This window comes from Prauserella flavalba, assembly GCF_003202235.1.
GTDB classification, from domain to species: domain Bacteria; phylum Actinomycetota; class Actinomycetes; order Mycobacteriales; family Pseudonocardiaceae; genus Prauserella_A; species Prauserella_A flavalba.
In genome coordinates, this window is record NZ_MASU01000007.1 from 219826 (window position 1) to 235629 (window position 15804).

The window sequence follows — 15804 nt, forward strand, 5'->3', positions numbered from 1 at the left end:
CTACTGACCACGTTACCGAGACCAGCCGACAGAACGCAGGTGTTGACACGTGCGTCCGCCAAGGGCGAACGCGTGGATCACGCCAGTTGTTCCCCGAGCAGGTTCAGCGCGGCGGTCACCGACGCCCTCCGCACGGCGCCTCGGTCACCGGACATCCGCAGCGTACGCGCACCGAGCACCCCTTCGCCCGCCACGGCGAGGTGCACGGTTCCTGGCGCCACGCCGTCCTGCGGGTCCGGCCCGGCGACCCCGGTGAGCCCCAGGCCCCAGTCGGCACCGCACCGTTCGCGCGCGCCGCGGGCGAGCTGGGCCGCGACCTCCGGGTGCACGGCGCCGTGCTCGGCCAGCAGGTCCGCGTCCACCCCGGCGAGTGTCCGCTTGAGGTCGGTGGCGTAGACGACCAGCCCGCCGCGCACGGCCGCGCTCGAACCCGGCACCTCGGTGAGCGTGGCGCACACCAGCCCCGCCGTCAGTGACTCGGCGGTGGCGACGGTCTGCCCGCGCCGCACCAGCGCGGCGACCAGCTCTCGCGCCTCCATCAGCGCGAGCTCCCCGCCCGCAGCCGCAGCGCCCTGACCACGTAGTCGAGGCCGGTGGCGACCGTGAGCACCAGCGCGACGCCCATGAGCGCCCAGCACACCGGGTCCGCCCACGCCCCGAGCGGCAGCAGGTAGGCGCCGATCGCGAGGCTCTGGGCCAGCGTCTTGGCCTTGCCGCCCCGGCTCGCCGGGATCACGCCGTGCCGGATGACCCAGAACCGCAGCAGCGTGATGCCGAGCTCGCGGACGGCGATGACGATCGTGACCCACCACGGCAGCTCCCCGAGCACGCTCAGTCCCACCAGCGCGGCACCGATGAGCGCCTTGTCGGCGATCGGGTCCGCGATCTTGCCGAAGTCGGTGATCAGGCTGTACTTGCGCGCGACCCAGCCGTCCACGCGGTCGGTGAGCGCGGCGACGGCGAACACACCCGTGGCGACATAGCGCCACGCCGGGTCGGTGCCGTCCGCCGTGAACAGCGCCAGGACGAACAGGGGGACGAGGACCAGCCGCGAGAGGGTCAGCAGGTTGGCGACGTTGAGCGTCGGCACGTTCGCGACCCCTGGGGTGGACGCGACGTCGGCGACCCCGCCGACCTCGGTGTCCCGGTCGGCGCCGCCCGCCTCGGCACTCACGGCGCCCTGTCCGCGACCGGCTCGAGCGGGCGGACGATCAGGTCGACGCCCGCGCTGTCCACCACCTCGCAGCGCAGCAGCTCGCCCGCCTTGCAGCTGTCCGCATCCAGCACAACGCACTCGCCGTCCACCTCGGGCGCCTGGTGCGCGGCGCGGCCGGTGACCTCGTCTCCGACGGACTCGACCAGCACCTCGACGACCGTGCCGATCCGGTCCTCGGCACGCTGGGCGGTGAGCTCCTCGACGAGCGCGGACACCCGGCCGACGCGCTCGGCGATGGTGGCCTCGTCGAGCTTGCCGTCGAAGCCCTCGGCCTCGGTGCCGTCCTCGTCGGAGTAGCCGAACACGCCCACGGCGTCGAGCCGCGCGCCGGTGAGGAAGCGCTCCAGCTCGGCGACGTCGGCCTCGGTCTCGCCGGGGAAGCCGACGATCACGTTGGTGCGGATGCCCGCCTCGGGCGCGTACTCGCGGATCTGGTCCACGAGCGCGAGGAACGCGTCGGTGGAGCCGAACCGCCGCATGCGGCGCAGCACGGCCTCGCTGGAGTGCTGGAAGGACAGGTCGAAGTAGTCGGCTACACCCGGCGTGGTCGCGATGACCTTCACCAGGTCGGGTCGGGTCTCGGCGGGCTGCAGGTACGACACCCGCACGCGGTCGATGCCCTCGACGGCGGCCAGCCGGGGCAGCAGGCCCTCCAGAGCACGCGTGCCGCCGAGCTCGCGGCCGAGGTCCTTGCCGTAGGACGTGGAGTTCTCGCTGACGAGGAACAGCTCCCGCGCGCCCTGGGTGGCGAGCCACTCGGCCTCGGCAACGATCTCGTCGGGGTGGCGGGACACGAAGGAGCCGCGGAACGACGGGATGGCGCAGAACGAGCAGCGCCGGTCGCAACCGGAGGCGATCTTCAGCGCGGCCACCGGCGAGTCGTCGAGCCGGGAGCGCAGCACGCGCGGGCCCCAGCCGGCATGGCCGGGCACGGCGACCTGCTCGGCCGCGGCGGGGCGCTCGACGGGGCTGATCGGCAGCAGCGTCCTGCGGTCGGCGGGCGTGTGCGAGGCGATCGAGCGGCCCTCGGCGATGTCGGCGAGGCGCTCCGCCAGATGCGGGTAGTGGTCGAAGCCGAGCACCGCGTCCGCCTCGGGCAGGTTGTCCGCCAGCTCGCGGCCGTAGCGTTCGGCCATGCAGCCGACCGCCACCACCTTGGCGCCCGTGTCCGCCGCCGCGAGCAGGGTGTCCACCGAGTCCTTCTTCGCCGCCTCCACGAAGCCGCACGTGTTGACCACGACCACGTCGCTGGCCTCGGGCTCGGCGGAAAGCTCCCAGCCGCCCGCGGCGAGCCTGCCCGCGAGCTCCTCGGAATCGACCTCGTTGCGAGCGCAGCCGAGGGTCAGCAGAGAGACGCGGCGGCCAGGCGAGGAATCAGCGGAAGACACCCGACCAGGGTAACGAGGAGACCCTGGTCGGTGGTGCGGAGCCCGCCCGCTAGCGTCTGGAGGGTGGAGTCACCGCTCATTCGCCGCGCGCGCGTCGCGGACGTTCGCAAGATCAAGGCGCTGGTCGACTCCGACGCGGGCAAGGTGCTCCTCGAGAAGGAGCTCGTGACCCTCTACGAGGACATGCAGGAGTTCTGGGTCGCCGAGCTGGCGGGCGAGATCGTCGGCTGCGGTGCCCTGCACGTGCTGTGGGAGGACCTCGCCGAGATCCGCACCGTCGCCGTGGAGCGCTCGATGCGGGGCAGGGGCATCGGTCACCTGCTCGTCGGCAGGCTCGTGGAGCTGGCCCGCGACCTGGGCGTTCCCCGGATCTTCGTACTGACGTTCGAGACGGAGTTCTTCGCCAGGCACGGGTTCAGGGAGATCCACGGCACGCCCGTCCCGCGCGAGGTGTACGAGGAGATGCGCCGCTCGCTCGACACCGGCGTCGCGGAGTTCCTCGACCTGCCGTTCGTCAAGCCCAACACCCTCGGCAACACCCGCATGCTCCTGGACCTGACCGCGCCCACCGGTGCGTAGTCGGTAATTCACCCACTGTTCCCACCTTCGGAGGTGGTGGCGGTTACCCACGGCGCCCGAAGCTGATCAAGCCCGTTTCGTGCCTGATCAGCGAGGGAGCCCCGCCTTGGCCACGTCAGTCCTGCGCCGCACACTCCGTGGCGCCGTCGGATCCACCGCCGTCGCCGCCGCCCTGTTCGTCGGCGCGGGGACGGCTCCCGCCGTCGACGTCCAGGAGGTGACCGACGAGTACCTGTTCGAGCTGTCCCTGTCGCAGTTCGGCACCACACGCGCCACGGCGCCGTACGCCGACGTGCTCGACTGGTCCTCGGACGCGTGCTCGTGGTCGCCGGACCGGCCGCTGGGCTACGACTTCACCCCCGCCTGCCACCGGCACGACTTCGGCTACCGCAACTACAAGAAGCAGAGCCGCTTCACCGAGGCCAACCGCAAGGCGATCGACGACAACTTCTACAGCGACATGAAGACGGTCTGCGCGGGCCGCTGGCAGTGCGACGGCGCCGCCTGGACGTACTACCAGGCGGTCCGCCAGTTCGGCGCCAGCTGAGCACCCCGTCCGCAGTGAAGGCCACCATGCCTGCGTTCAACGCAGTGAAGGTGGCCTTCACTGCAGTCAGGTGGCCTTGCATTCTCCGCGTCGCCCAACCCCGCGGCCAGGGCTCCTCACCGCAGCGGGGTGCTGCTCCTCGCAGCAGGGTGCTCCGGCTAGTCCAGGTCCTCGTCGTCGCCCGCGCCGGGGTCGCCGCCGCGGATGAGGGCGAGCGTGCCGGGCAGGTCCTCGGGCTTGACGAGCACGTCACGCGCCTTCGAGCCCTCCGAGGGGCCCACCACTCCCCTGGTCTCCAGCAGGTCCATGAGCCTGCCCGCCTTGGCGAAACCGACGCGCAGCTTGCGCTGCAGCATCGAGGTGGACCCGAACTGCGAGGTGACCACCAGCTCGGCGGCCTGCAGGAGTACGTCGAGGTCGTCACCGATGTCGGCGTCGATCTCCTTCTTCTCGCCCGCCTTCGCCGCGGTGACGCCGTCGGTGTACTCGGGCTCCGCCTGCTCCTTCGTGAAGTTGACGATCGCCGCGATCTCCTCGTCGCTGACGAACGAGCCCTGCACGCGCGTCGGCTTGCCCGCACCCATCGGCAGGTACAGCGCGTCGCCCATGCCGATGAGCTTTTCGGCGCCTGGCTGGTCGAGGATCACGCGCGAGTCGGTGAGTGACGACGTGGCGAACGCCAGCCGCGACGGCACGTTGGTCTTGATGAGGCCGGTGACGACGTCCACCGACGGCCGCTGCGTGGCGAGCACCAGGTGGATCCCGGCGGCACGCGCCTTCTGGGTGATGCGCACGATCGCGTCCTCGACGTCGCGTGGCGCGGTCATCATGAGGTCGGCGAGCTCGTCGACGATCGCCATGATGTACGGGTAGGGCCGGTACTCGCGCTCGCTGCCAGGTGGCGCGGTGATCTCGCCGGAGCGCACCTTCTTGTTGAAGTCGTCGATGTGGCGCACCCGGTTGGCCTGCATGTCCTGGTAGCGCTGCTCCATCTCCTCCACGAGCCAGGCCAGCGCGGCGGCGGCCTTCTTCGGCTGCGTGATGATGGGCGTGATGAGGTGCGGGATGCCCTCGTACGGCGTCAGCTCCACCATCTTCGGGTCGATGAGGATCATCCGGCACTCGTCCGGCGTCGCGCGCGCGAGCAACGACACGAGCATGGAGTTGACGAAGCTCGACTTACCGGAACCGGTGGAGCCCGCCACGAGCAGGTGCGGCATCTTCGTCAGGTTCGCGGTGACGAAGTGGCCCTCGATGTCCTTGCCGAGCCCGATCACCATCGGGTGATCGTCCTTGGCGGCCTTGGCCGAACGGAGCACGTCGCCGAGGCGCACCATCTCGCGGTCGGAGTTGGGCACCTCGATGCCGACGGCCGACTTGCCGGGGATCGGCGCGAGCAGGCGCACGTTGTCGGTCGCGACGGCGTAGGCGATGTTCTTGGTGAGCGCGGTGATCTTCTCGACCTTGACGCCTGGGCCGAGTTCCACCTCGTAACGCGTCACCGTGGGGCCACGGGTGAACCCCGTGACCTGAGCGTCCACATTGAACTGTTCGAGTACGCCGGTGATCGCTTCGATCATGGCGTCGTTGGCCTTGCTGCGGGCCTTCGGAGCATCGCCGAGCGTCAGCAGCTCCGGCGAGGGCAGCGTGTAGTCGCCCTCGACGGTGCGGGTCACGGTGAGCGCGGTCTGCTCGGGCTTGCTCCGTGGCTTGCGTTCGGGCACCTCGGCGGGCTTGGGCTTCGGCGCGGGTTCCGGGACGGGCGCGGCGGCGAGGTCGTCGAACAGGCTCGGGTCCTCGGCACTCGTGTCCGCGCTCGCCTGGCGGCGCCGTGAGGGCTTGCGCAGCCGCACCGACGTGGGGTCGGCCTCGGCCACCGGATCGTGCCGGGACTGCCCTTCCTCCTCGTCCTCGAGGTCGGCGGGGTCGACGCCCCACTCGCGCAGGCGGCGCGGGATCTCGCGGACGGGGGTCGCGGTGAACACGAGCACGCCGAACGCGAGTGTGAGGATCAGCAGCGGCACGGCCACCCAGATCGTCACGCCGCGGGCCAGCAGGTCGCCAGAGAACCAGCCGAGCCAGCCGCCCGCGTACATCTGGTCGGCGTGCTCCTGCGGCCGGGCGTTGAACAGGTGCAGCAGCCCGAGGATCGACAGGGTCACCAGGAGCGTGCCGACGACCATCCTCGGCCGGGTCTCCGGTTTGGCCTCGGAACGCATCAGCGCCACGGCGGCCACGACGAGCGCGAGCGGTACCGCGACGGCACCGGCGCCGAAGATGCTGCGCATGCCGACGGTGACCCATTCGCCGATGGGCCCGGCCGCCCGCCAGAAGACGCCGACCGCGGTGATGAGACCGAGCGCGATCAGGCCGAGCGCGAGGCCGTCCCTGCGGTGCTCGGGTTCCAGCTCCCGCGTACGGCCGACCGCGCGGGCGAGGCCGCCGACGCCCTTGGCGAGGAGGTTCCAGCCGCCCCGGACGGTCTTCGCGAAGGCACCACCGGAGGAGCCCCTGCTCCTGCGGGGTGGCGGCTTGCGGACGGAGGGGCGCGACGAGCGCGACGAGGACGACGGCCGCGACCGGCTCGCGCCCTTCGCGGACGCCTTGCCTTTGCTGCCGCCACGTGCGGTGCTTCTCCCCTTTGTCACCGACCCGCTCGCCATGTCTCTACGGTAACCGCCACGCCACGGCAATCACATGCGCCACTCACGCCACCCGCGAAACATTTCGGGCGAGAGGCGCTCGCGACCACCTGTCACACCCGTGACATCCTTCACCCCATGGTGGCGCTGGACCCCGAGGAGAACACGACGACACGCCCCGAGCGCGACGGCGAGACGCCGGCGATCTGGCGGGCCATGCTCGCCATCGACCAGCGCGTGGTCCGGCTGGCCGGCAAGCTGCGCGTGACCGGTGCCGTGCCCCGCTCCCTGCGCGGCAGGCCGCTGCTCATGGCGGCGAACCACATCGGCACCTTCGACGCGTTCGTGCTCATGGCCGCGTGCAGGCGCATCGGCATCGCGCCCCGGTTCCTGCTCGCGGGCGGGCTGCTGGACGCGCCGGTGCTGGGCCCCGCGCTCAAGGCCAGCGGTCACCTGCGCGTGGACCGGGGCTCGGCGTCGGCGCTCGAGCAGTTCGGGCACGCCGTCGAGGCCATGCGCACCACGCGCGCGCCGATCATCGTCTACCCCGAAGGCCGCATCAGCCGCGATCGCGGCCTGTGGCCGGAGCGCGGCAAGACCGGGGCCGCCCGGCTCGCGCTCGCCGCGGGGGTGCCCGTGGTCCCGATCAGCCAATGGGGGGCGCACGAAGCCGTGTACTGGGGCACCGAACGGGTCGACGGCATCCCGGACCTCGCGCCGTACCTGCGGTCCGGCCTCACCTCGCCGCTGCGCAGGCCGACGTTCAAGGTCCATTTCGGCGCGCCCGTGGACCTCTCGGAGTTCTCGGCGAGCAGGGCCGGGGACGCCGTGAAGGCCCACGCGGCGATCATGCGGGCCATCACCGACGGCCTCGTGCCCCTGCGCCGCGACGAGCCGGACGTCCCGCGGTTCTTCGACCCCACGCGGCCCACCGACACGCGCAGCCCGTGGCGGCCGTCACCGACCCCGTAAATCGGGCGAGAACTGTCGGTTCCGGGCCCTAGAGTCCGGGTGTGTCCGCCGACGTCTCCGCACGCTCCCCCTCGTTCGTGGCCCACCGTGGCCGCGGGACCGCGCTGCTACTGCTGGCCTCGCTGTCCTTCGGCAGTTCCGGGGTGATCGGCAAGCCCGCGATGCTCGCGGGTCTCTCGCCCGAGCAGGTGGCGGCCGCCCGCATCGGGCTCTCCGCGCTGGTCCTGCTCGCGGGGGTGGCGCTGGTGCGGCCGAGCCTGCTGCGCGTGCCGAAGGGCCAGTGGCGGGTGCTGCTCGGGTACGGGCTGCTCGGGGTCGCCGGCGTCCAGCTGTTCTACTTCATCTCCGCGGCTCGCATTCCCATCGGCGTCGCGATCCTGCTGGAGTTCAGCTCCCCCGTGCTGGTCGCGCTGTGGGTGCGTTTCGTGCGCAGGGTGCGGCTGCCGTGGCCGATGTGGATCGGCATCGCGCTCGCCCTCGTCGGCCTGGCGATGGTGGCCGGCATCGACGGTGGCCTGCGGCTCGACACGATCGGGCTGCTCGCGGGCGTGGGCGCCGCCGTGTGCTCGGCGGCCTACTTCCTGCTCGGCGAGCGCGGTGTGAGCAACCACCACCCGCTCGGCATGGTCACGTGGGGCATGGTCGTCGGCGCCGTCGCGGTGTGTGTGGTGTCGCCGCCGTGGACGCTGCCGGCCTCGGTGTTGACGAGCCCGGCGGAGCTGGGCCCGTGGCGGCCTCCCGTGTGGGCGCTGCTGGTGGCGGTGGCCCTGCTGTCGACGGTGCTGGCCTACCTCGCGGGCACCTCGGCGCTGCGGCATCTCCCGGTCGCCGCGGCGAGCGTGCTGGCGCTCGTGGAGCCGCTCGTGGCCACCGCCGCGGCGTGGCTGCTGCTGGACGAGGCGCTCACGTGGATCCAGCTGCTCGGCGCGGGCGTGCTGCTCGGCGGCGCGCTGCTGGTGCAGCTCACCTCGCCGGGCAAGCAACAGCCCACGGCGGGCGAGCCGCTCCCTCTCGAGAGCTAGGCCGCCGGGGGAGGCGCGGAACCGGCCCCGCCCGCGAGACTTCCAAGGCCAGGCAGGAACGACGACCGACTGGGGAGGTCACCATGAACCGTCCGACGCGTGCCGAGCAGCGCCGTGCCCGCCGCGCCCTGCTGGTGCAGCTCGCGACCGTGGCGCTGGCGCTGCTCGCGGTCAGACGGAGATGACGGTGGGCACGATCATCGGCCTCCGCCGGTAGGTCTCGGCCACCCAGCGGCCGACGACCCTGCGCACCGCCTGCGCGATGCGGTGGGTGTCGGTGATGCCCTCGATCTCCGTGCGCGAGAGTTCCATCTCCACCAGCGACACCGCGGCGTCGAGCGCCTTCGGGTCGTCGGAGAAGCCGCGCCCTGACACGGTCGGCGGGCTCACCGCGCGGCCCGTCGCCGAGTCCACGGCAACGTTGATCGCGATGAAGCCGCCCTCGCCGAGGATGAGCCGGTCGGACAGCGTCGACTCGCCGACGTCGCCGACGGACAGCCCGTCGACGTACACGTAGCCGACCTCGACGCGCCCCGTGGTGGTGGCCTTGCCGTCGACGAGGTCCACGACCACGCCGTCCTCGGCCAGCACCACGTTCTCCGGGGCGACGCCCGTGCGCACCGCGAGCGCTCCGTTCGCACGCAGGTGCCGCCATTCGCCGTGTACCGGCATGACGTTACTCGGCCGGATGGCGTTGTAGAGGAACAGCAGCTCGCCAGCCGAGGCGTGCCCCGACACGTGCACCTTGGCGTTGCCCTGGTGCACGACGTCGGCGCCGAGCCGCACGAGCCCGTTGATCACGCCGAACACGGCGTTCTCGTTGCCGGGGATCAGCGAGCTGGCCAGCACCACCGTGTCGCCGGAGCGGATGGAGATCTGCCGGTGCTCGCCCCGCGCCATGCGCGACAGCGCCGACAGCGGCTCGCCCTGCGAGCCCGTCGACACGAACAGCACCTTCGTCTCGGGCAGGTTCACGGCCTCGTCGAGGCTGATCAGCAGCCCCTCGGGGATGTTCAGCAGCCCCAGCTCCGCCGCGATGTCCATGTTGCGGACCATCGACCTGCCGACGAACGCGACCCGCCTTCCGTGCCGCACGGCGGCGTCGAGCACCTGCTGAACACGGTGCACGTGGCTGGCGAAGCACGCGACGATCACGCGCTGGCGCACCCGCGCGATCACGTCGTCGAGCACGGGGCCGATGTCGCGCTCGGGCGTCACGAACCCGGGCACCTCGGCGTTGGTCGAGTCGACGCACAGCAGGTCCACGCCCTCGTCGCCGAGGCGCGAGAACCCGGCGAGGTCGGTGAGCCTCCCGTCGAGGGGCAGCTGGTCGAGCTTGATGTCGCCGGTGTGCAGCACCAGCCCGGCCGGTGTGCGGATGGCGACCGCGAGCGCGTCGGGGATGGAGTGGTTGACCGCGAAGAACTCCAGGTCGAACGGCCCCACGGTGCGCCGCTCACTCTCGGTCACCTCGACCAGCTGCGGGCGCTGCTTGTGCTCCTTGCACTTGGCGGCCAGCAGCGCGAGCGTGAACCGCGAGCCGTACACCGGCAGGTCGGGACGCAGGCGCAGCAGGAACGGCACGGCGCCGATGTGGTCCTCGTGGCCGTGGGTGAGCACGAGCGCGTCGATGTCGTCGAGCCGGTTCTCGATCGCCCTGAAGTCGGGCAGGATCAGGTCGACGCCGGGCTGGGCGTCCTCCGGGAAGAGGACGCCGCAGTCCACGACGAGGAGCCTGCCGTCGTACTCGAAGACGGTCATGTTGCGCCCGACCTCGCCGATGCCGCCCAGCGCGACGACGCGCAGGCCACCCTCAGGCAGCGGTGGTGGTGCGTTGTTCGGTCCGGGTCCAGGTACCAGTTCGGTCACCGATGAATGGTCCCAACGCTCGTGTGTGTGGTAGGTGCGACGTACGCGGCGGCGGAGTCGGCCTGCGCGACACGCGAGCCGGCCCAGTCGCTCGTCGGGTGTGCCTCCAGCGGGACACCGGCCGCGGTGAGGTCGGCGGCGATCGCCTGGATCTGCTCCTCGACGGCGGGCACGATCGGCAGCCTCGGCTCGCCGACGTCGTAGCCGCGCAGCCGCAGGGCCGTCTTGCTGAACACCACGCCGCCGACCCGCGAGAACGCCCGGTACACGGCGAGCATGCCCCGGTGGTTGGTGCGGGCGGTGGACGTGTCGCCGTCCTCGTACGCCTCGATCATCGCGCGGATGCGGCCCGCCACGACGTGGCCGATCACGCTCACCACGCCCGCAGCGCCCACGGACAGCCACGGCAGGTTCAGCGCGTCGTCACCGGAGTAGTAGGCGAGGTGCGTGTTGGCGATGACCTCGCTGCCGGCGAGCAGGTCGCCCTTGGCATCCTTGACGGCCACGATGCGCGGGTGCTCGGCGAGCCTGCGCAGCGTGTCGACCTCGATGGGCACGATCGAGCGCGGCGGAATGTCGTAGAGCATCATCGGCAGCTCGGTCGCGTCGGCGACCGCCGTGAAGTGCGCGTACAGCCCGGCCTGGGTCGGGCGCGAGTAGTACGGGGTCACCACGAGCACGCCGTGGGCGCCGGCCTTCTCGGCGGCCTGGGCCAGCTCGATGCTGTGCGCGGTGTTGTAGGTCCCGGCGCCGGCGATCACGCTGGCGCGGTCGCCGATGGCCTCCACGACCGCACGGATCAGGTCGGCCTTCTCGGCGTCGGTCGTGGTGGGGCTCTCGCCCGTGGTGCCGTTGAGGACGAGCCCGTCGTTACCCAGCTCGAGCAGGTGCACGGCGAGCTCCTGCGCCCGCTTCAGGTCGAGGGCACCCTCGGCGTCGAACGGGGTGACCATGGCGGTGAGCACCCGGCCGAAGGGTCTGCCCGGCGCGGCGGTCGGCGGGGTGGACGGTGCGATCGACATGCTGCTGACGGTACCTCGTCTGACCCCAGCTGAGTGCGCCGACCGCGCCGATCGAGCGGGCTGCCGTGCGGATCGCACCGGCGGGCGGAGGATCGCCCGTCTCACCCGTCCGGGACGGGAAGTTCTCCGGGTCTAGTTGACCTGGTTGGTCTGGTAGCCGTCGAGCCTGCCACCGTTCGCACTGACGACGAAGCAGTAGATGTAGCGCACCGGGTCGCTGGTGCTGTCCTCCGGCGCCTTCTCCCACTCGGCCTTCGACGGCACCACCGCCTGGTACTTGAGGGCGGGCCGGTACTCCGGCCGGATGCGGTTGGAATAGAAGGCCACCGAGCACTTGGCCTCGGCGAACGCGTTGAGCCGCTCGGGCCCGGGATAGTCGGCGAGCTCCGCACCCTCCTCGTCGGAGAGGCCCACGGGATACGAGCCCTCGTACAGCTGGGCGTCGTGCTGCTCTTCCTCGCAGTCGACCCAGTTCTGGCTGCTGATGGAGCGGCCGGCGCCGAGCGGGGTGTTCACGCACCAGTACGAACTGCCGTCGAAGTAGTAGCTGCCCATGTCCCCGCCCTCGCCGTAGGTCAGGGTCGTTGCCATCGCCTCGTCGACCGACGGGCTCCACACCGGCTTGCCGAGGAAGAAGCCGCCTGCCAGCAGGGCGACGGCGGCGACCGCCCCGCCGATGAGCAGGGCCTTGCGTTTGCCCTTCCGCACCGGGGGCTGCTGGTGGGCGAAGGCCGTCGGCGGGCCCATCATGGTCGGCGGCTGGCCGCCGTTCGGGTAGAGCGCGGTGTGCTGCCCTCCCGGCGGGGTCGACGGCGCGTAGCCGGGCTGCTGCGCGGCCATGCCGAGCAGCCCGCGCGCCTGCTCGGCGGTGATGCGGGCCTCGGGGGTGGAGATCAGCATGCCCATGATCGCCGACGCGAGTGGTCCCTGCGCGTGGGTCAGGAACGGCACCTCGTGCATGATCGCGTGCAGGGTCGCGGCCGTGGTCGAGCGTTCGAAGGGAAGTGAGCCCTCCACGGCGAAGAACAGCGACGCGCCGAGCGACCACAGGTCCGAGGCGGGCAGCGCCTCACGGCCCGCGACCCGCTCCGGCGCCATGAAGGCGGGCGAGCCGACGAGCATGCCGCTCGTGGTGAGCCGGGGGTCGTCGACGGCCTGTGCGATGCCGAAGTCGGTGAGCTTCACGCGCCCGTTGGCGGCGACCATGATGTTGCCGGGCTTGACGTCGCGGTGGACGATCCCGGCGCTGTGCGCGGCCTGCAGCGCCGAGAGCACCTGGTCGCCGATCGCGGCCACGTGGTGCGGAGGCAGCGGTCCCTGGGTCCTGATCACGTCCGACAGCGTGGGCGCCTCGACGAGCTCCATGACGATGAACGTGGAGTCGCCCTCGGCGATCACGTCGTACACGGTGACCACGGCGGGGTCGTTGAGCTTGCCACCGGTGCGCACCTCGCGCAGCACGCGTTCCTGGAAGACGCCCGCGTCCTCGGCTCCGTCGGGCAGGCGCAGCTCCTTGATGGCGACGTGCCTGCCGATCACGGTGTCCTCGGCGCGGTGCACGACGCCCATCCCGCCACGGCCGAGCTCACTCAGCAGGCGGTACCGGCCGGCGATGACCCGCGGCACCGCGGTCGCCTGCGTGGTCTGGGTCTGCCGGAGCTGCTCGTCGGTCACCGCGTGTGTCCCCTCGTCGTGTGCGCCCAGATGTTAGCTGGCAGCCGATCACGAGGTCTCAGACTCCGTGAACCTCGTGCCCCGCGGCCTTGAGCGCGATCACGGCGCGCCCGAGGTCGGCGGCCTTGACCAGGACGTGGTCGGTGTCGAATGTGGACAGGCTGAACAGCGCGACGCCTGCGGCGGCGAGCTCGCTGGAGAGCGCCGCGATGATGCCGGTGAGCGTGAACGCGAGCGGGCCCCGCACGGACAGCAGCCGCCAGTCCCCCTCCACGTCGGCGTCCCGCGGTGCGACCGCGGCCGGGCACACCACCGACAGTTCGGTGGCCGTGCGGGTGAGCGAGACCAGTTCGCCGTCGACGGGGTCGAGCAGCGGGGGCGGCAACGCCGCCGTGGCGTCCAGCCGGGCGATGGCGTATTCACCGGGCCGGACGTCGATGACGAGACGGCGCATCCGTCAGCCCTCGAGGACCTTCGGGCTCGAGGCGACCTCGGTACCGTCCGGGAGGGTCGAGATCGTGAAGTCGGCGAAGACGTTCTCGGCCACCTTCTGCAGCTGCCGCAGGCATTCCACGGCGAGCGCGCGGATCTCGATGTCGGCGTGCTCGGTGGCGCGCATGGCGATGAAATGCCGCCAGGCGCGGTAGTTGCCGGTGACGACGATGCGCGTCTCGGTGGCGTTGGGCAGCACCGAACGGGCCGCCTGGCGCGCCTGCTTGCGGCGTAGCGTCGCGCTGGGCGCGTCGGCGAACTTCTGCTCGAGCCCGGCCAGCAGCTCGGTGTAGGCGTCCACACTCGCCTGTGCCGCGGCGACGAACTTCTCGTGCAGCTCGGGGTCCTGGGCGATCACGTCGGGCTCGACGAAGGCCGCGTCGCGCTCGGGCACGTAGCGCTGCGACAGCTGGGAGTAGGAGAAGTGCCGGTGCCGGATCAGCTCGTGGGTGAGCGAGCGCGAGATCCCGGTGATGTAGAAGCTCACCGAACCGTGCTCCAGCACCGAGAGGTGACCGACCTCGATGATGTGGTCGATGTACCCGGCGTTGGTCGCGGTCTTCGGATTGGGCTTCTTCCACGACTGGTAGCACGCCCTGCCCGCGAACTCGGCGAGCGCCTGCCCGCCGTCCGCGTCCGTCGACCACGGCACGTCCTCCGGCGGGAAGAACTCCGTCTTCGCGATCAACCTCACCGTGGGTGACACCGTCTCGGCCACGTCCGACTCCCTCCGCCTTCTGCGACTGCGGGCAGCGTATCTCCCACCCGTGACGATTCCGGCCGGCATCGCGAGACACCACGATGACGGTTGCGTGATGTCAGAATTGACGTCATAGTGGTGTCATGGATTTGACGCCGTACCTCAACCGCCTCCGGGAGGACCTGAGCACCTCGGCCTCCGCAGGCGACGAGCAGACGCAGCGCGCGGCCGCCGTGCTGGCGGCGGCGCTGGAGCCCGCCGCGAGGCTGACGCTGATGAACGCACTGGCCGACCTCGCCGCCGAGGTCACCGCCAACCTGCCGGACCAGGTGGTGGAGGTCCGGCTCGACGGCCGCGACGTGCGCGTGGTCGTCACCGGCACCGCGCCGGACGCGCCCCGTGGCCCCGGCGCTCCGACTCCCCCGCCACCACCTCCGCCGCCCTCAGCCGACACCGGGGACATCAGCCGCATCACGCTGCGGCTGTTCGAGCAGATCAAGTCGCAGGCAGAGCAGGCGGCCGCGGCGCAGGGGGTCTCGCTCAACACGTTCGTCTCGCAGGCCGTACAGGGCGCCCTGCAGGGCGCCCACCAGCACCAGCAGTGGGGCGGGCCGAAGCACCGCGGCGGCGGTAACCGGTCCCACCTGCACGGCTGGGTGGAGGGATGACCATGACCGAGCAACCGCAGGAAACGCCCGAGGAGCTGGTGCGCAGCCAGACGTTCGACGCCGAGGGCCCGCTGGAGCTGGACATCGACGTGACCGTGGGCCGCGTGGACGTGCGTCTCGGAGACGGGGACGTCCTCGTCGAGATCCGGCACGACCCGTCCGCGCAGGCGCCGTGGACCGAAGGCGTGTCCAGTCTGCTGAGCTGGGTCGGGGAACGCTTCGGCGGCCAGTTCGGCGGCCCGTTCGGCGCGGACTTCAGCGCGTCGCCGAGCGACGCGGTGGAGCAGAGCCGCATCGAGAAGTCCGGCGGCAGGCTCGTGGTGAAGGGCCCGAAGCCGCTGCCGCTGCGCAACACCCCGCTCGCCGTCACCGTGCACGCGCCGAAGGGCTCGCACCTCAATATCCGCACGGGAACGGCGAACGTGACCGTGACCGGCACGGCGGGACGGGCGGACGTCTCCACCGGCTCGGGATCGGTGGACCTGGAGGGCGCCGAGGGCGCGGCGACCGTGCGCACCGGCAGCGGCTCGGTGAAGCTCGGGCCGGTGCCTGCGGGACTTCAGCTGCGCTCGGGCAGCGGTGACGTCGAGGCGGCGTCGCTGCCCGGCCCCGCGACGCTGGCGACCGGGACGGGCGACGTGTGGCTCGGCGAGGTCGCCGGCGAGGTGCTGATCCGGACCAGCAGCGGCGACCTGTCCGTCGCCGACGCGGCGGCGGGCTCGATCGAGGCGATCACGGGCTCGGGCGACGTGCGCATCGGGGTCCGCGGCGGGGTGGCGGCCGAGATCGACCTGTCCTCGGGCGCGGGCCGGGTGTCGAGCGAGCTCGACGTGGCCGACGCCCCGCCGGAGGGTGCGGTGCCGCTAACGATCCGCGCCCGCACCGGCTCCGGCGACGCCCTGATCACCAAGGCCACCAGCTGACCGGCAGGGGGTGAAGAGGGAGCAAGGGAGCTTTACTCCCGTTTTCCGGGAGTAAAGCTCCCTTGCTCCCCTGCGGCGGGGGCGCGAAAG

The 15804-nt window shown here is 71.7% G+C and carries 15 protein-coding genes; 6 read left to right on the forward strand and 9 right to left on the reverse strand.

Annotated elements, in window-relative coordinates; all coding sequences use genetic code 11:
• Positions 1-77: 77 nt before the first annotated feature.
• The 3 genes from BA062_RS19555 to rimO are packed head-to-tail and all read right to left on the reverse strand — an operon-like array spanning position 78 to position 2604.
• The gene (locus tag BA062_RS19555; RefSeq protein WP_110338759.1) at positions 78-539 is read right to left on the reverse strand and encodes a CinA family protein; all 462 of its coding nucleotides are present in this window, start codon (positions 537-539) and stop codon (positions 78-80) included.
• Complete coding sequence (gene pgsA, locus BA062_RS19560) at positions 539-1174, reverse strand: CDP-diacylglycerol--glycerol-3-phosphate 3-phosphatidyltransferase (protein ID WP_168214025.1); 636 nt, start codon at positions 1172-1174, stop codon at positions 539-541. Before pgsA ends, BA062_RS19555 begins: the two co-directional genes overlap by 1 nt.
• Positions 1171-2604: a 30S ribosomal protein S12 methylthiotransferase RimO gene (gene rimO, locus BA062_RS19565; RefSeq protein WP_110338761.1), complete on the reverse strand. Its 1434-nt coding sequence runs from the start codon at positions 2602-2604 to the stop codon at positions 1171-1173. The genes pgsA and rimO overlap by 4 nt, the downstream gene beginning before the upstream one ends.
• Positions 2605-2667: 63 nt before the next feature.
• On the opposite strand from rimO, the gene BA062_RS19570 reads away from it, so the two are divergent.
• Both BA062_RS19570 and BA062_RS19575 read left to right on the forward strand, forming a co-directional pair.
• On the forward strand, positions 2668-3183 hold the full coding sequence (locus tag BA062_RS19570; RefSeq protein ID WP_110338763.1) for an amino-acid N-acetyltransferase: 516 nt from the start codon (positions 2668-2670) through the stop codon (positions 3181-3183).
• Positions 3184-3304: 121 nt separating this feature from the next.
• Positions 3305-3730, forward strand: a complete 426-nt coding sequence (locus tag BA062_RS19575) for a phospholipase (RefSeq protein ID WP_110339074.1) — start codon at positions 3305-3307, stop codon at positions 3728-3730.
• 158 nt (positions 3731-3888) lie between these two features.
• Here the strand turns inward: BA062_RS19575 and BA062_RS19580 are convergent, their stop codons facing one another.
• Positions 3889-6393 (reverse strand): DNA translocase FtsK, encoded by a 2505-nt coding sequence (locus BA062_RS19580; RefSeq protein WP_110338765.1) that lies wholly within the window; start codon positions 6391-6393, stop codon positions 3889-3891.
• Positions 6394-6510: 117 nt separating this feature from the next.
• Between BA062_RS19580 and BA062_RS19585 the strand changes: the two genes are divergently transcribed.
• Entirely contained in the window at positions 6511-7344 is an 834-nt protein-coding gene (locus tag BA062_RS19585; RefSeq protein WP_110338767.1) for a lysophospholipid acyltransferase family protein, read from the forward strand.
• Positions 7345-7385: 41 nt separating this feature from the next.
• Positions 7386-8366: an EamA family transporter gene (locus BA062_RS19590; RefSeq protein WP_110338769.1), complete on the forward strand. Its 981-nt coding sequence runs from the start codon at positions 7386-7388 to the stop codon at positions 8364-8366.
• 171 nt (positions 8367-8537) lie between these two features.
• On the opposite strand, the gene BA062_RS19595 is transcribed toward BA062_RS19590, so the two are convergent.
• The 5 genes from BA062_RS19595 to thyX form a co-directional block, all read right to left on the reverse strand.
• Entirely contained in the window at positions 8538-10235 is a 1698-nt protein-coding gene (locus BA062_RS19595) for a ribonuclease J (RefSeq protein ID WP_110338771.1), read from the reverse strand.
• Positions 10232-11257 (reverse strand): 4-hydroxy-tetrahydrodipicolinate synthase, encoded by a 1026-nt coding sequence (gene dapA / locus BA062_RS19600; protein WP_110338773.1) that lies wholly within the window; start codon positions 11255-11257, stop codon positions 10232-10234. The genes BA062_RS19595 and dapA overlap by 4 nt, the downstream gene beginning before the upstream one ends.
• A gap of 132 nt (positions 11258-11389) precedes the next feature.
• Positions 11390-12931, reverse strand: a complete 1542-nt coding sequence (locus BA062_RS19605; RefSeq protein WP_110338775.1) for a serine/threonine-protein kinase — start codon at positions 12929-12931, stop codon at positions 11390-11392.
• 58 nt (positions 12932-12989) lie between these two features.
• The gene (locus BA062_RS19610; RefSeq protein ID WP_110338777.1) at positions 12990-13385 is read right to left on the reverse strand and encodes an ACT domain-containing protein; all 396 of its coding nucleotides are present in this window, start codon (positions 13383-13385) and stop codon (positions 12990-12992) included.
• A 3-nt stretch (positions 13386-13388) separates the two neighbouring features.
• Positions 13389-14141, reverse strand: a complete 753-nt coding sequence (gene thyX, locus BA062_RS19615; protein ID WP_110338779.1) for an FAD-dependent thymidylate synthase — start codon at positions 14139-14141, stop codon at positions 13389-13391.
• A 125-nt stretch (positions 14142-14266) separates the two neighbouring features.
• Here thyX and BA062_RS19620 point away from each other — a divergent pair, with 125 nt between their 5' ends.
• Positions 14267-14791: a toxin-antitoxin system HicB family antitoxin gene (locus BA062_RS19620; RefSeq protein ID WP_110338781.1), complete on the forward strand. Its 525-nt coding sequence runs from the start codon at positions 14267-14269 to the stop codon at positions 14789-14791.
• Positions 14792-14793: 2 nt separating this feature from the next.
• The gene (locus BA062_RS19625; RefSeq protein ID WP_110338783.1) at positions 14794-15714 is read left to right on the forward strand and encodes a DUF4097 family beta strand repeat-containing protein; all 921 of its coding nucleotides are present in this window, start codon (positions 14794-14796) and stop codon (positions 15712-15714) included.
• Positions 15715-15804: the final 90 nt, after the last annotated feature.

Excerpts from the sequence above, each read along its gene's own strand:
- BA062_RS19555 (WP_110338759.1), bottom strand. The coding sequence starts at position 539 with ATGGAGGCGCGAGAGCTGGTCGCCGCGCTGGTGCGGCGCGGGCAGACC.
- BA062_RS19580 (WP_110338765.1), bottom strand. The coding sequence starts at position 6,393 with ATGGCGAGCGGGTCGGTGACAAAGGGGAGAAGCACCGCACGTGGCGGC.
- BA062_RS19585 (WP_110338767.1), top strand. The coding sequence starts at position 6,511 with ATGGTGGCGCTGGACCCCGAGGAGAACACGACGACACGCCCCGAGCGC.
- dapA (WP_110338773.1), bottom strand. The coding sequence starts at position 11,257 with ATGTCGATCGCACCGTCCACCCCGCCGACCGCCGCGCCGGGCAGACCC.
- BA062_RS19610 (WP_110338777.1), bottom strand. The coding sequence starts at position 13,385 with ATGCGCCGTCTCGTCATCGACGTCCGGCCCGGTGAATACGCCATCGCC.
- BA062_RS19620 (WP_110338781.1), top strand. The coding sequence starts at position 14,267 with ATGGATTTGACGCCGTACCTCAACCGCCTCCGGGAGGACCTGAGCACC.
- BA062_RS19625 (WP_110338783.1), top strand. The coding sequence starts at position 14,794 with ATGACCGAGCAACCGCAGGAAACGCCCGAGGAGCTGGTGCGCAGCCAG.